The sequence below is a fragment of the Bradyrhizobium sp. CCBAU 051011 genome (genome assembly GCF_009930815.1).
GTDB lineage: Bacteria > Pseudomonadota > Alphaproteobacteria > Rhizobiales > Xanthobacteraceae > Bradyrhizobium.
Genome location: NZ_CP022222.1, coordinates 8,968,847 through 8,983,782, shown reverse-complemented (window position 1 = coordinate 8,983,782; position 14,936 = coordinate 8,968,847). Strand labels below are relative to the sequence as shown.

At 61.2% G+C, this 14,936-nt stretch carries 15 protein-coding genes; 9 read left to right on the top strand and 6 right to left on the bottom strand.

The genetic code is table 11. The annotated features are described in order from the left end of the window. Positions 1-2 precede the first annotated feature (2 nt). The 7 genes from ACH79_RS42235 to ACH79_RS42205 all read left to right on the top strand — a co-directional run bounded on the left by ACH79_RS42235 (position 3) and on the right by ACH79_RS42205 (position 6,193). On the top strand, positions 3-761 hold the full coding sequence (locus ACH79_RS42235; RefSeq protein WP_161856035.1) for an ABC transporter ATP-binding protein: 759 nt from the start codon (positions 3-5) through the stop codon (positions 759-761). Beyond that, entirely contained in the window at positions 758-1,474 is a 717-nt protein-coding gene (locus ACH79_RS42230; protein WP_161856034.1) for an ABC transporter ATP-binding protein, read from the top strand. The genes ACH79_RS42235 and ACH79_RS42230 overlap by 4 nt, the downstream gene beginning before the upstream one ends. A gap of 27 nt (positions 1,475-1,501) precedes the next feature. Continuing rightward, complete coding sequence (locus ACH79_RS42225) at positions 1,502-2,716, top strand: CaiB/BaiF CoA-transferase family protein (protein WP_161856033.1); 1,215 nt, start codon at positions 1,502-1,504, stop codon at positions 2,714-2,716. Further along, entirely contained in the window at positions 2,713-3,486 is a 774-nt protein-coding gene (locus ACH79_RS42220; RefSeq protein WP_161856032.1) for an enoyl-CoA hydratase/isomerase family protein, read from the top strand. The genes ACH79_RS42225 and ACH79_RS42220 overlap by 4 nt, the downstream gene beginning before the upstream one ends. Then, entirely contained in the window at positions 3,486-3,941 is a 456-nt protein-coding gene (locus ACH79_RS42215) for a MaoC family dehydratase (RefSeq protein WP_161856031.1), read from the top strand. The genes ACH79_RS42220 and ACH79_RS42215 overlap by 1 nt, the downstream gene beginning before the upstream one ends. Positions 3,942-3,945: 4 nt before the next feature. Beyond that, entirely contained in the window at positions 3,946-4,806 is an 861-nt protein-coding gene (locus ACH79_RS42210) for a CoA ester lyase (protein ID WP_161856030.1), read from the top strand. A gap of 154 nt (positions 4,807-4,960) precedes the next feature. Continuing rightward, positions 4,961-6,193 (top strand): acetyl-CoA C-acetyltransferase, encoded by a 1,233-nt coding sequence (locus ACH79_RS42205; protein ID WP_161856029.1) that lies wholly within the window; start codon positions 4,961-4,963, stop codon positions 6,191-6,193. Between the two features lie 8 nt (positions 6,194-6,201). Here the strand turns inward: ACH79_RS42205 and ACH79_RS42200 are convergent, their stop codons facing one another. From ACH79_RS42200 to ACH79_RS42190, 3 genes are read right to left on the bottom strand one after another with little or no spacing between them, the layout of a single operon-like run. Next, positions 6,202-7,794 carry an ATP-binding protein gene (locus ACH79_RS42200; RefSeq protein ID WP_161856028.1) on the bottom strand — a complete coding sequence of 531 codons (1,593 nt, stop codon included), beginning with the start codon at positions 7,792-7,794 and terminating at the stop codon, positions 6,202-6,204. Then, positions 7,791-8,495, bottom strand: a complete 705-nt coding sequence (locus ACH79_RS42195; protein WP_161856027.1) for a response regulator transcription factor — start codon at positions 8,493-8,495, stop codon at positions 7,791-7,793. The genes ACH79_RS42200 and ACH79_RS42195 overlap by 4 nt, the downstream gene beginning before the upstream one ends. Before the next feature lie 34 nt (positions 8,496-8,529). Continuing rightward, positions 8,530-10,020, bottom strand: a complete 1,491-nt coding sequence (locus ACH79_RS42190) for a DUF4173 domain-containing protein (protein ID WP_161856026.1) — start codon at positions 10,018-10,020, stop codon at positions 8,530-8,532. A gap of 288 nt (positions 10,021-10,308) precedes the next feature. Between ACH79_RS42190 and ACH79_RS42185 the strand changes: the two genes are divergently transcribed. Then, positions 10,309-11,616 (top strand): glycoside hydrolase family 3 protein, encoded by a 1,308-nt coding sequence (locus ACH79_RS42185; protein ID WP_161856847.1) that lies wholly within the window; start codon positions 10,309-10,311, stop codon positions 11,614-11,616. A gap of 32 nt (positions 11,617-11,648) precedes the next feature. Here ACH79_RS42185 and ACH79_RS42180 read toward each other — a convergent pair whose 3' ends face one another. The 3 genes from ACH79_RS42180 to ACH79_RS42170 all read right to left on the bottom strand — a co-directional run bounded on the left by ACH79_RS42180 (position 11,649) and on the right by ACH79_RS42170 (position 14,074). Beyond that, positions 11,649-12,836, bottom strand: a complete 1,188-nt coding sequence (locus ACH79_RS42180) for an OpgC domain-containing protein (protein WP_161856025.1) — start codon at positions 12,834-12,836, stop codon at positions 11,649-11,651. Positions 12,837-12,993: 157 nt separating this feature from the next. Further along, the gene (locus ACH79_RS42175) at positions 12,994-13,269 is read right to left on the bottom strand and encodes a hypothetical protein (protein WP_161856024.1); all 276 of its coding nucleotides are present in this window, start codon (positions 13,267-13,269) and stop codon (positions 12,994-12,996) included. Positions 13,270-13,435: 166 nt separating this feature from the next. Further along, positions 13,436-14,074 (bottom strand): S24 family peptidase, encoded by a 639-nt coding sequence (locus tag ACH79_RS42170; protein WP_161856023.1) that lies wholly within the window; start codon positions 14,072-14,074, stop codon positions 13,436-13,438. 131 nt (positions 14,075-14,205) lie between these two features. Between ACH79_RS42170 and ACH79_RS42165 the strand changes: the two genes are divergently transcribed. Then, on the top strand, positions 14,206-14,919 hold the full coding sequence (locus ACH79_RS42165) for a GcrA family cell cycle regulator (RefSeq protein ID WP_161856022.1): 714 nt from the start codon (positions 14,206-14,208) through the stop codon (positions 14,917-14,919). The last annotated feature ends 17 nt before the right edge of the window (positions 14,920-14,936 follow it).

Sequence of the window (14,936 nt, the reverse complement as noted above, 5' to 3'; positions counted from 1 at the left end):
CCATGCTGGAGATACGCTCCCTTTCCAAATCGTTTGGCGGCGTCAAGGCGACGGACAATGTCACGCTCGACTTTGCCGACGGTTCGCTCACCGCCGTGATCGGCCCCAACGGCGCCGGCAAGAGCACGTTCTTCAACCTGATCACCGGCGCGCTGACGCCTGACGCTGGCCAGATCCTGCTCAACGGCGTCGACCTGGCCGGGCGTCCGCCGCCGGAGATCGTGCGCCACGGCATCGGCCGCGCGTTCCAGGTCGCGAGCATCTTTCCGTCGCTGACGGTTCAGGAGACGATGCTGGCAGCGGTGGGCGCCGATCAGCGCAAAGCCGGCGTCCTGCACCGTCGCTTTCCTTTGGCCGAGACGCGTGACCGCGCAGAGCATGCGATGGAACTGTTGGGACTGGCCAGCAAGCGAAACCGAACTGCGGCGACGCTGTCGCATGGCGACCAAAAACTCCTCGATATCGCGCTGGCGCTGGTGCTCGATCCCAAGGTGCTGCTGCTCGACGAGCCCACTGCCGGGATGGGCACCGAAGAGCGCTGGCGGATGATCGACAAGGTGAGGGAGCTCTGGGAGAAGCAAAAGATCACGGTGGTGTTCATCGAGCACGACATGGACATCGTGTTCAAGATCGCACCCGAAATCGTGGTGTTGTGCTACGGGCGCATTCTCGCAACCGGCGCGCCGGATGCGATCCGGCGGAACGAAGCCGTGATCGAGGCCTATCTCGGCACCGAACATCACGCCGGAACCGCCGTATGAGCGCGCAGCCGGTGGTGCAGGTCGAGAACCTCGACGTCTATTACGGCACCAGCCAGATCCTGTTCGGCGTCGGGCTGTCTGTGCGGCAGGGCGAGACGATGGCGCTGCTCGGCCGCAACGGTGCGGGCAAGTCGACCACGATGAAAGCGATCATGGGTCTGGCTCCCGCCCGCCGCGGTACGGTCACCCTGCAAGGCCGAGTTGTTTCCGGGCTGAAGCCGCATCACATCGCGCGAGCCGGTCTCGGTTTTGTGCCCGAGGATCGTCAGATCTTTCCGGAGCATACCGTTGAGGACAATCTGGTCATCGGAGCGAAGAAGGGACCGAACGGCGAGGACGAATGGCCGATCCGGCGCATCTATGACGTATTTCCGCTGCTGGAGCCGCTGCGTCAGCGGATCGCGGGAAGGCTGTCCGGCGGCGAACAGCAGATGCTGGCGATTGCGCGCACGCTGATGGGCAATCCGGCTCTACTGCTCCTGGACGAGCCGAGCGAGGGCTTGGCGCCGATCATCGTGCAGCGGATCGGCGAATTGCTGCGACAACTCCGCGGCACCGGCGCTACCGTGCTGATCGCCGAACAGAACATGCATTTTTGCCTTGGCCTTGCGAGCCACGCGACGGTTATCGACAAGGGGCAGATCGTCTACACCTCCGGGATCGACGAGCTGAAAGCCAACGAAAACATTCGTCAGCGCTATCTCGCGCTGTAGCTTTCGGGCCGACTCCGGGGGGACGAGATGACCATCGAACGCAAGCTATCGCCGACGCATGAGGCGCCGTATCGCGGCCTGCGCGTGCTGGATTTCGGGCAGGGCATCGCCTCGCCCTATTGCGCGATGCTGCTTGGCGTGTACGGGGCCGACGTCATCAAGGTCGAACCGCCGGAGGGCGACTGGTCGCGGTTTCTTGGCACGACCTATGGAAGCCATACGACGCTGTCGGCGGTCTATAACCGCGGCAAACGCAGCCTTTGCCTCGACATGAAACACAAGGACGGGGTCGCCATCGCCCGAAGGCTAGCGAGCGAGTGCGACGTGCTGATCGAAGGCTTTCGGCCGGGCGTCGCCGCGCGGCTCGGCATTGGCTACGAGGAATTGTCGCGCGACAATCCGGGGCTGATCTATCTCTCGGTCAGTGCGTTTGGGCAGAGTGGCCCTTATTCGAAACGGCCCGGCTCTGATTCCGTGGCACAGGCCTTCTCCGGCTTTGTATCGATCAATGTCGGCAACGACGGCACCCCACACCGGGCCGGCACCACGATCTCCGACGTCGTCACCGGCGTCTACGGCTTCCAGGCCATCGCGACCACGTTGTTCGCGCGCGCAACCGTCGGCACCGGGCGCTGGATCGACGTCAATCTTTGCCAATCGACCTCTGCACTGCTCGGCCACAAGGTCGCCGAACATATTCTGGAGGGTGGTGCGCCGCGTGCGCTGAACGTTCCGGCGGGCGCCTATCAGACGGCCGATGGCTGGATGATGGTCACGCTGGTGAATGAGCCGCAATACAAGCGGCTATGCTCGGCAATCGGTCGCGAGGATCTCGCCAGCGATCCGCGGTTTGCCGATTTTGCGCGGCGCGCGGATGCTGTGGATGCGCTGATCCCGCAGTTGCGGGAGGTGTTTGCGACGCAGCCGACGGATGTCTGGCTATCGCGGCTGCATGCGGCCGATCTCATTGCTGAACGGATTCTCGATCCCGGGGAATGGCTGCGCAACGTTCATGTCGAGGCGACGCGGGCTGCGGTATGCCAGGATACGCCGGGCGTGGGGCCGGTGTACTCACCGCGGACGCCGGGCATTGCAAGCTTCTCGGAGGATGACTTGTGCCCCGCACCTGATATAGGCCATGACAGTGTTGAGGTGCTGCTCGAAGCCGGTTTCGAGCGCGGCGCCATCGACGATCTGGTCAAGGCTGGCGCGGTGCGTCAGGCCAAGGGAGGCAAAGCATGAGCGATCTCGTTCGTTATTCCGTCACGAGCAATATTGCCGAGATCATGCTGGACCGCCCGCCAGTCAATGCGCTCAGCATGGACCTGATCGATGCGCTGCTGGCGGCGCTTTCGAAAGCGAGAGAAGACGAAGCGGTGCGCGCCGTCGTCATCGGCAGCGCGCACAAGGTATTTTGCGCCGGGCTCGATCTGGATATCGTCCGTGGCAAACCCGGGATCGAAACCAAGAAGTTCCTCGAGCGGCTGTATTTCGCGCTCAACGATACGCAGTATCGCATGGGCAAGCCGACCATCGCCGCCGTCGATGGCGCGGTGCGCGCCGGGGGCATGACGATTGCGATTTCCTGCGACATGATCATTGCTGGCGGCGCCTGTACCTTTGGCTATCCCGAGATTGATGTAGGTCTGATCCCGGCCATTCACTTCGTCCAATTGCCGCGGCTGGTCGGCAAGCATCAGGCGTTCGGTCCGCTGTTTCTGGGCGAGCCTTTCGATGCTGCGACGGCGTTTCGCATGGGTCTCTTGAGCGAAATCGTGCCAAAGGGGACGGCGCTTGAGCGTGCGCGGGAAATCGCGCGAAAGCTCGCCGCCAAATCACCGATCGTGATGAAGATCGGGCGTGATGCCTTCATGCGGGCGGTCGACGCCGATTTCCGCCGCTCGGTCGAGAATGCTGCCGAGAGCTTTGCGCTTGTCGCGACGACCGAGGACTGTCAGGAAGGGCTGAATGCGTTCGTCGAAAAGCGAACGCCAAATTACAGGGGGCGGTGATGGCCGGTTTGTATTTTGAGGAGTTCGAGGTCGGCCGTGAATTCCATCATGAGTTCAGCCGCACCGTCACCGAAATGGACAACACGATGTTCAGCCTGTTGACCATGAACCCGCAGCCGCTGCATATCGACGCGCATTTCGCCGAAAATACCGAATTCGGCCAGCGACTGTTCAACAGCATCTATACGCTCGGCATCATGATCGGCATGAGCGTCTACGACACGACGCTCGGCACCACGATCGGCAATCTCGGGATGACCGACGTCAAGTTTCCCAAGCCGGTGTTCCACGGCGATACGCTGAAGGCGCACACCAAGATCATTTCCAAACGCGAGAGCAAGTCGCGCCCGAACCAGGGCATAGTGGAGTTCGAGCACACCATGACCAATCAGCGCGGCGAGGTGGTGGCAAGCTGCCGCCGGACCGGTCTGATGCATTGCAAGCCAAAGGCATAAGCGCATGCGCTCTTTTCTTTTCGTTCCCGGCGACAGTCAGCGCAAGTTTGAAAGCGCGAAGAAGACCGCAGCCGACGGGCTGATCCTCGATCTCGAGGATTCGATTGCGCCGGAAGAGAAGGTCGGTGCGCGGCGGACGGTGCGCGAAATGCTCGACGCGCGGAAGCCGGACCAGAAGATGTACGTCCGCGTCAACGCGCTCGATACCGGGATGACGCTTGGCGATCTCGCGGCCGTCATGCCGGGCCGGCCTGACGGCATCGTGCTGCCGAAATGCGCTGGAGCTGCCGACGTCAATCGGCTTTCGCTCTATCTAGACGCTTTCGAGGCGACGGCCGGGATCGAACATGGCACGACGCGAATCGTCACCGTAGCGACGGAAACGGCGAGGGCAGTCCTCAAGCTGCTCGATTTCGAAAACATGAGCCCGCGGCTGTGGGGCATGATGTGGGGCGCCGAGGATCTTGCGGCCTCGCTCGGCGCGTCGCGAAACCGGACCGCCGGCCGCTTTCACGGACCATTCCTGCTAGCGCGCGACCTCTGCCTGATCAGTGCGGCCGCGGCCGGCGTTGTTGCCATCGACACCATCGCGACCGATATCAACGACCTCGACGCGCTGCGGGAAGAGTCGATCGCTGCGCGGCAGGACGGGTTCCTTGCCAAGGCGGTGATCCATCCCAGGCATGTCGACGTCGTCAATGCCGCCTTCATGCCGACGGACGAGGAAATCGCCTGGTCGGAGAAGGTCGTCAAAGCGTTCAACGACAACCCGACCTCGGGCGTTGTGAAGATCGACGGCAAGATGATCGACAAGCCGCATCTGCGTGCCGCGGAGAAAATTCTGGCGCTGCGAGAACGGAAATGATGGATGTAGCCCGGATGAGTGCAGCGACATCCGGGAGGACGTTAGATAGGTCCCGGATATCGCTTCGCTCATCCCGGCTACGAATTCGCTGACCACATTGACTTTGCAGTTTGATCGGCGGCAAATGCAGCAAAGCAACAAAAAGGAAAACACCATGGTTGACGCGCTGATCATTGACGCATGCAGGACGCCGCGAGGCATTGGCAAAGCCGGCAAGGGCGCCCTCTCGGGCATTCATCCGCAGCAGCTTGGCGCCACAGTGTTGCGCGCGCTAGCCGATCGCACCGGGATCAATACCGCCGATGTCGACGACATCGTCTGGGGTACCAGCTCGCAGCGCGGCCAGCAGAGCGGCGATCTCGGCCGGATGTCGGCGCTTGATGCCGGCTATGACGTCCGCGCCAGCGCGGTGACCCTGGACCGGTTCTGCGGCTCCGGCATCACCAGCGTCAACATGGCGGCGAACTCGATCATGTCGGGCTCGGAGGATCTCGTGATCGCCGGCGGCACCGAAATGATGTCAATGGAAGGCCGCCGCGGCGAGGGCCCGTTCATGATGGATAACGGCAATCTTCGTCTGCGCGCCCGGCATCCGCAGTCGCATCAGGGCGTCTGCGCAGACGCGGTGGCGACGCTGGAGGGTATCACGCGACAGGACGTCGATGAGCTAGGTCTCGAAAGCCAGAAGCGGGCGGCTGCTGCGATCAAGGGCGGTCATTTCGACAAGAGCCTCGTGCCGGTCTACCGCGAAGACGGCAGCCTGGCGCTCGATCGTGAAGAATATCCGCGGCCGCAAACCACGCTCGAGGGGCTGGCCGGGTTGAAGCCTGCCTTTCCGGCGGTGGCGGACTATCCGCTCGACGACAAGGGCACGACCTACCGCAAGCTTATCCTGGATAAATATCCCGATCTCGACATCAACTTTGTGCATCATGCCGGCAATTCCTCCGGCGTCGTTGACGGCTCGGCGGCCATCCTGTTGGCGTCGCCGAGCTACGCAAAGGCTCACGGCCTGAAGCCGCGTGCCCGCGTCGTCGCGATGGCGAATATGGGAGATTCCCCGACCCTGATGCTGAACGCGCCGGTGCCCGCCGCCCGCAAGGTATTGGCCAAGGCAGGCCTCACGCTCGACGATATCGACCTGTTCGAGATCAACGAAGCCTTTGCCGTCGTCGCCGAAAAGTTCATTCGGCACCTCAAGCTCGACCGCGAGAAGGTCAACGTCAATGGCGGCTCGATCGCGCTCGGCCATCCCATCGGTGCGACGGGCTCGATCCTGATCGGTACCGTGCTCGACGAACTGGAGCGGCGCGATCTCAAGCGCGGGCTGGTGACGATGTGCGCCGCCGGCGGCATGGCGCCGGCGATCATTATCGAGCGGGTTTGAGCAGCGCGCTAGACAGCCGGAAACTGCAGCTCGAACGTAACGCCGTGGTTGGACGGTAAAAGCCGGATCGATCCGCCGTGGCTGGTCATGATGGCCTGGACGATCGAGAGCCCCATTCCCGTGCCGCCGGTGTCGCGGCGCGTGGTGAAGAAGGCGTCGAAGATCTTCTCCCGGTTCGCCTCGGATATTGGGTCGCCGTCATTGCTGACGGTCACCTTGATGGAGGCTTCTTCCGCAGCGGCTTCGAGCCGCACGCTCTTCGCGTTGTGACGGATCGCGTTGTCGGTCAGGTGCGACAACACGATCAGAGCTTTTTCGCTGGACATGCCGATCGAACGCTCAAGGTCGCCCGCTGCCTCGATCGCCCGCGTCGGGAACCGGCTCTTCAACCCGCTGACCACCGTCGACAATTCGGTTTGCTCGTTCTGCGGCGCGGCCTCAGCGCGCGCCAGTTCGCGTAAGCGTTGGGTCATCGCTTCCAGACGCCCGGTGTCACCCAGAATGTTCGATATGAAGTTCTTCTGCTCCATCCGTGTCAGGGTGTCAGATTTGCTTTGCAGAGAATCGAGCAGGAGTTCGGCGGCGCCCTTGATCGACGTCAGCGGTGACTTCAACTCGTGGGTAAGGTGCGACGAAAACGTTGCGATGTAGTCCGACCGCCGCGACAATTGCTCGGCCATGTCCAGAAAGCTGTCGGACAATTGGGCGAACTCGCGTGTGCCGTAATGGGCGAGCGGCTGGAATGCATCGCGATCGCCGCGGCCGATCCGCTTGGCGCGATCGACGAGCTCGCGCATCGGGCGGGTGATGGTTCGGGAGAAAATCAGGCCGATGACGATGGTCGCCAGCACGACCGTAAGGCCTGCCAGAATGAACTTGCGGCGCTCCTGATAGAAGTGGTCGAAGATGTTGCTCGGCGTTCTCGACGTATAGACGACACCTGCCACGCGGTTGTTGACGATGACGGGCATCGCCGAAAACACATGCACGCCGACGCCGCGGCTGATCGAGTAGATCGGAGGCGGAGGCTTGTCGGGTTTGCGAATTCGCAAGGCTGCCCGGTATTGTCCCCGTAGCGCCGTCGCTACTTCCTCGATATGGGCGAGGGATTGGCCGACCTCGTCGCGGCCGGCTATCACGACACCGCGGGGATCGAGGATGCGGAAGCCGGCCAGCGTGACCTTCTGCGTTTCCAGGATGATCGGCATCAGCCGCGTGCCGATCTCGACATAGGCAGGCGACGCGGGTGCGTTTGCCGGAAGGGCATTCGGCCGCCGCCGGAGCAGATCGCGGCCAGCGGCGAGGTCGAGCGCGGGGCGGATCGGCGTTAGCTGATCCTCCCGATCAGGGCGCGCCTCGGGCGGAATTTCAGCGCCGAGCGTTGCTCCGGCCGCGAGCCTTGCTTCCACCTCGCGCGCATAGACGGCGGCCAGCACGCGGCTTTGGGCGATCAGCTCGGCCTGGGTTTGATGGATGAGCTGGTTGTCGTAGAGGCGGAAGAAAAATAGTCCGACCAACGGCAGCATCGCCACGGAGGCGAGCATGGCGAAAATGACCAGTCCCAATGACGGTCGCCATTTCTCGCGTGCGCGGGATGTCATGCCTGCGGCTCGCATCGTCCGAGCTTGAAGCCGACGCCGTGAATGGTTTCGATGACATTGTCGCAATTCACGGCCGACAGCTTGGCGCGGATATTGCGGATGTGGCTGTCGATGGTGCGATCCGACACCTGGATGTTGAGCTGATAGGCCGCGCTCATGATCTGCTCGCGGCTGAAGACGAGCGTCGGCCGCGTCAGGAATGCCCTCAAGATTCCGAATTCGATGGCAGTCAGCCGAAGCGGGGTGCCTGCAAACTCGGCGACATGCTGTTCGGGATCGACCGACAGCCTGCCTTGCGACAATGCGGCTTGAGACGCTTTCGCATCCTGCCCGCGCGAAGCGATGCGGCGCAGGATGACGTTTACGCGGGCGACGAGCTCGCGCGGGCTGAAGGGCTTGGTGACATAATCGTCGCCGCCGATCTCGAGGCCCAGTACGCGGTCGATCTCGTCGTCGCGTGCGGAGAGGAACAGGATCGGCACATCAGAGGATCTTCGAATTTCCCGGCAGACGTCCAGGCCGTCGAATTCCGGCATGCCGATATCCAGAATGATCAGATCCGGCTTGTCGGCGGCAAAGCGGGTCAACGCTTCCTTGCCGTCGCGCGCCTCGAAGATGACCATTCCTGCCTTCTTCAGTGCGACACGGATGACCTCGCGGATGTGAAGGTCGTCGTCAACGATGAGAATGCGGTGCGTCAAACGTCTCTCCCGGCGCAATCGGCCTGCAGTCGAACTAGCCTGTGGTCAAACTCTTTGGTTGGGCATCCAGGGCGCGCTGGAGGCGCCAGTTCCGAAGACCCCAGGAACGCCAGGAAGCCGTTTCGTTCTTGTGCTGTTCTACAAGGCAACCACGACGGGAAACAAGGGTCGGATCGAAGCCACGAAGGGCAATGGCCCGGTCGACGGCCGGCAGCGCCTGCGGCCCGAGGGACAACAGATAGTTCATATCGATCCAAACTCCCTTGCCACCGGCTTCGCGGCTATGGCTGACATTGTAGTCAGCGATGACAGCGGCAAAGTTCATCAGGGAGCAGATGTAGAGCGTTGCCGTCAAGGTGATGAGATTGGCGCGGATCAGCCAATCATTCGAACGGTTCAAAACGATGCGGGCGACGATGAGGACGAGGCCCATGGCGACGAGGATCATCCAGATGAAAGCGGCGACACGCCACCAGGTCAGCAGATAGATTTGAACGTAGAGGTCGAGGCGCAGGATCGACGACATCACCAGCAGCACGTTTTGCGCCACCCAAAGGTAGACCAGCGGCCGGATCACTTTCGATTGCTCGGCCGGCCCACCGGGCCTCATGGCGACCAGGACGAAGCCGGCCGCCAAAAGCGCCGTGACAATGAGCGGATAAGCGCCTCGATGCGCATATGAAGCGTAGCTGATATCGGAAGGTAGGGCCACGTGACCCCAAAGATAGATCGCGTCGAGGATAGTCTGAACGGCGAACAGCAAGTTGAACAGGATCAGCGAGCGCAGGATCGTCGCAATACCGAAGAAGCCGCTTTGACCCGATGGTATCCCCTGCGCCAGGGCTGCCGCTTCAGCTAAAGCTGCCGGCATCTCCCGCTTGCCGCTCCACCGGACGTGGATAAAGGGCCATACGATCGACAGCGCCGCAGTCCAGAACAGTATGCGCCCGAGGCTCAGATACGAAGCTGTGTTACCGGGGTTCAGTAGGCTAATCCACTTCTCGAGCAGTGGATTGGCCGACACCAGCAGAAACACGAAGATGCCACTGAAAACTATGGGAATGAACCACACGGCAAAGCCGGTTTTCAGTGCCGGCAGATTGAACGCAGCGATGGCATCGCGGAAAAATCTGAACGGGCCGACCAGATAAAGCTCGCATAACGCTGCTGTTCGCTCGCCGAGACGAGATCGGTCGCGATTTGTCGTCAGCAGCAGGCCTATGCCGAGGGCCAGTACCATGAACGTCAGAGACGCAACATTGAATTCCTCGATGGCGGGGACAAGGGCGGCCAGCAGGAGGGCGCCGGCCAGCAGCACCTGCTTTCGGTTCAGAGTTGCGAGGTTGGCGAGCAGCGAGCCGCAGGCTACGGCGACCGCAAAGATAGCGGCCGATATTCCAATGCCGTGCCCGTAGAACAGCCAGTCGGCCAGCGCAGCCAGCGCGAGAACAATTGCTGCTTTGATGGGAAGGGTGCCTTCCTGAACCGAGCTAGCATTGGATGCCGGCGTGGTGAAATCAGTCATTATTGCGCTACCTGCCTGGATGGGAAAATTGCAAACCGGTGCGGGCGCGGGACGCTCGCATAACCACCAGCCGTCGTTCGCTAGTCTTGTCGGAACAGGCATTCGATGATCGCCCCCGTTTGCAGGACGAACTATCCGGCGCTGTTGTGCAATTGCTTGGAGCGCCTTCTGCAAGAGTTCAGGATTTTTTTGCAGTTTCCGTGCAGGCACGGTTATGCGCTCGCGTCGGCGAGACAAGTTTGATACGGGCAATGGTCTCCTTCGACCTTCTCGCGCAAGCTGCCATCCATTCTCAAGAAAATTCTCAAACGTATCGGCCTCATCCTGCTCTGGTTCGCCGGAGCCGTCGTCGTTTTCGCTGCAGCCAACAAGAACGATCCCTATCTGGTTTCGCTGCGGGGACCCGGAAATATCGTTCTGGCCACGGCGAGTGTCGTGGTTGCTCTCATCCTTATCCGCAGCGGTTACTGGAGGAGGGGCGTCGCGGGGAAGGCGCTCATTCTGCTGTGGTGCCTTCCATCGCCGTCGATGCTCGGCGCGCATGCTTCGTTTGAATGGAGCAAGCAGCGCGTTCTGCAATCCGATGCCGGGCAGACGAGAAGCCTTGGGCGGCATTTTATCGTTGGATACTCGTCATTTCCCGAGGTGGCGTTACTTGCCGAGAAGGGGCTGATCGCCGGCGTCTACGTCAGCAGGCGCAACGTCATGGGATCTACGGCGGCGCGGCTGAAAGAAGAGATCTCGGCGCTGCAAGAGAAGCGGCGTGCTGCCAGCCTGCCGCCCCTGATCGTCGCGGCCGACCAGGAAGGCGGCATCGTATCGCATCTGGCGCCGCCCCTGACCAGGTTGCCGGCGCTATCGACGCTTGCGGACCTGACGCCGGAAGTTCGCGCGGAGAAGGCGGAGGCGTTCGGGCGTATTCACGGGCAGGAGCTGGCGGCGCTCGGCGTCAACCTCAACTTCGCACCGGTGCTGGATTTGCGGCCCGAACCGAAGCGCAACCGATTAGACTTCAACACGCTGATCGGCCGACGCGCGATTTCCGACGATCCGGCGATCGTCGCCAATATCGCGCAAGCCTATGTGAGCGGTCTCGAGGCGTCCGGGGTTGGAGCGACGGTCAAGCATTTTCCGGGGCTTGGCCGCGTACGAGCCGATACCCATCATTTCAGCGCCGACCTAGATACGCCTCTCGACGAACTCGAGGCTTCGGACTGGATCCCGTTCAGGAGGGTGCTGGCCACCTCGAAAGCGCAACTGATGATCGGGCATGTCAGGCTGACCTCAGTCGATCCGGACCGTGCGGCGTCGCATTCCAAGCGGGTCGTCGACGGCATTATTCGCAAGAAATGGAACCATCAAGGCGTCGTCATAACCGACGACCTCGTGATGGGAGCGATCTATCAAAGCAATGTCTGCATGGCGGTGGTCGAGGCGCTTAACGCGGGTGTCGATCTCTTGCTGGTCGCATTCGACGGGACGCAGTTCTATCGTATCTTCACCTGCGCCATGGCGGCGTCGGCCGAGGGAAGGCTCGATGCAGCCATGCTGCGCGATAGTGAGACGCGGTTGAAGGCGGCATTCCCGGTGGATTGAGGGCCGGGAGGGCAGAAGCAAGCCGGCGCGAGTTACTTCGCGAACCGGCCTTCCTCCGATAGTCGCGTCATTGCCTGAGCTCGAAATGCCGGCTTTTGGTCCTGTCGTCTGGACCACGACACATAGTAGGCCACGCCCGTCATGATCGAAATCCCGGCGAAGCTCACCAGGACGTGCATGACGAGCGAGTCCGGGCCCGTGATCAGGACGAGGTGCCCGGCAAACGAAAGAAACACACCGGCGCAAAACACCGCTAGCCATTCCTGGCCGCATGTGATGATCGGCTGCAACGCCGGATATCGGAATCCGGACCAGTCCCGCGGCACGATGTAGGCAAAGAGAAAAGCCAGCGCGAGGAAGTGGAGCACCCTGTGCAGGGCGAGAGTTTCCTTATCCTTCGATAAAAGGACCTCGCGCAGCAGGTCCGGGACAATGCCGGCCTGGGGAAATTTGGCCGTCACCGTTACCACTAACGCAAAGAGCAGGTACAGCCACGCAGCGGTTCGCAGGATCGCAAGCTCCTGAAGCGTACGCAGGGTGCGCATTTGATTCGCGCCGCTCAGGGCAAACCAGGCGCCGAGCACAAACAGGAGTTGCCAGCAGAACGGGTTAAGATACCACTTGCCATCCGGAAACGAAGACAGATTCCAGTCGAACTGGCGGGCTGCGACGTAGAGGCCGATCGACCCCGCCATCGTAACGTGTGGCCGGCGGACCATGCCGAACAGAACGAGCGGGAAGATCGCCATCAGCACGATGAACAGTTGCAGCACATCGAGGTTGAGCGGTTTGGCCTGAAGCAGCAGGCCGTGAATCAGCGTCCGGATCGTATGGTCGACGATTCCCGTGACGTTGAAATCGCCAATGAGCTCGGATGCCCGGGACTTGCGCGCGACATATCCGATCAGATCGATATAGATCACGAACAGGACGATATAGGCGGCATAGAGCTGCCACAGCCGCTTGAAGATGCGGGTAGCCGTCACGACGAAGCTGCGCTCCAGCATCATCCTTCCATAGAGAACTGCGGCAGTATAGCCGCCGACGAACACGAATAGATCGGTCGCGCCGCTGAAGCCGAAATTGCGCATGGTCAGCAGGCTGACCGCATTATGGGGAACGTGATCCAGAAAGAGAAACCAGGCCGCGATACCAAGCAGCAGACAGAGTCGGAGATCGCCGTCGCGCGCAGCGAGCTCAGTCTTCATTGACGGAGACATTGTGAATCAAGAACTTTGCAAGTCGGAGGAATCGAATCACGACAATAGCGCGACTGTCCGCACCGTCGGAATAGACTTTGCGTGAAGAATATTTAAGCAAACCGTCGGTGATTGAAGCGGCTCAATCGATCACAATGTTTTGACGGAATAGCGAAGCTCACGCGCGCTCATGCTTGCGCAAGTCGCGGAGATGATCGAAATGGCTGGCTTGAAGATCGGCGCCGGTCGTAGCGATGTCGGGCAGGGACGCCTCGCTGAGAATCTCGGCAGTGATATCCTCGACCGAGCAATCAGCGATTTCATGAATGAAGCTGATATTCCTGTACTCACCCGATGCGACCCGGGAAATGACCTCGCGCCTGGTAATTTCCGGATCGACGATGGCCTCGCGGCCGCGCCGGCCGTAGTCGATCATCACGACGAAATACTGCATGCTGGCGATCCGGCTCCCCATCCCGTGCACTGAAGTCGGTATCGAGTAGTTCGGAAAATCAGAAATATGTCAAGTAAAAATTCGGAAATACGGAAATTGGCATGGAGCGGGGGGCGACCGCGGCCATAGCAAAATCGGTTGATTCGGCAATCACAAGCCGCGGGCCTTATTTTTCCGGCGTACGGCCACCCGTCGTCCTTGCCGCCTTGCGTGCCCGGGCGGCTGCCTTGTTACGCAACCGTTCGATCTGGCCCCTGGGCAGCGTGACGCAGATCTCACCAATCCATTCCAGCTTCACGCCCGTGATCGGCTTGGCATTGAAGCTGGTGAGGTTGACCGAGGTCGGAGATTTTCCGCGCTCGATCGTCTTCAGATAGCGTTCGCCTGTCTTCAGGCGAACGGCGGCTTCCTCGCCGTAGAAGCTCGACAACGGGTGGCGCTGTTCGCGATAGACCACGATAATATCGCCATTCTCGTATTTGGGCAGCATGGAATCGCCGGCCACTTCGAAGGCGATGGTCTCTTCGGCGATCGGAAAAGGCAACTCGACCTCGCCGAGGCCTTCCGGCGGCACCTGTTCGTGTTCCGGCTCAATCGAGGCGCCGGCGCCGACCCGGCCCATGATCGGCACCGAGTTCAGTTCGAGGTATTCGATGATCGGCGCGATTTCGGACGCCTTGATCAGGCGTATCCCTGACAGGATCTCGGAGACGGCACCAGGGCGAACGCCCATCGCGGCCGCCAGCCCGCCCTTGGTCTTGCCCGGCTTTTCCAGGCCCCGCTCGATCAATCTGATGTCCAGCATGGTCGAATCCTTCCGAATTTCGGAAATCATAGCAGTTACGATTATCCGAAATCAAGCTTGACCTTAACTTCGGAATATCAGAAATTAGTGGCCGGCGTCGGGCGGCGTTGGACAAGAGCAAGGACAACAAAATGGAACTGTCGAACTGGGCGCCCGAGCACTCGGACGCGCTGCGGGAATTTATTGCCAAAGGCTTGAGCTTTTCGGAGGCCGCACAGGCGATCAACTCACGATTCAATACGTCCTACTCTCGCAATGCTGCGCTCGGGCGCGCCCGGCGCCTGGGGTTGGGGGCGGATGATCGTCGGCAGCCGTCGATGCCCGCCAAACCGGCAGACCTGCACGAGATCGCAGAGCCTCGTGCCAGCGATTCCAGGACATCTACGCTTGTCTGGCCGGTGCCGCTGTTCAAGGAGGCCAAGCCGCTCAAGCTGCGCTGCATTGAGATCGAGCCACGGCATCTCTCCGTGATCGAACTAGAGAGGGATGACTGCCGCTACCCCTACGGCGGCGATGAAGAGAACGAGGCCATTACCTTCTGCGGTCATCCGCGCCGCCTAGGTTCGGCTTACTGCACGCCGCATTTTCATTTGAGTCGAAATCCGGTCGTGCCGCCCGAACGCGCGATGAGCTCCGTTGTGCTGCGGGTGGTTGGAGGCGGCATGAAGAATGCTGATGTCAATGCTAATGCCACAGGCGTGGCCGGCAGACTGAAGCGGCTGCCGCGCCGCCATCGGATCGCGCATCTGCGCGCGCTGATCGGACTTGAGCCGGAGGCCTGTGACCGCCGGCACGTACTTTCCGAATTGCTCGGCGAGGAGATATCTGATGCGCCGGTCGAATAGAGACCTTCCAAAGCCTG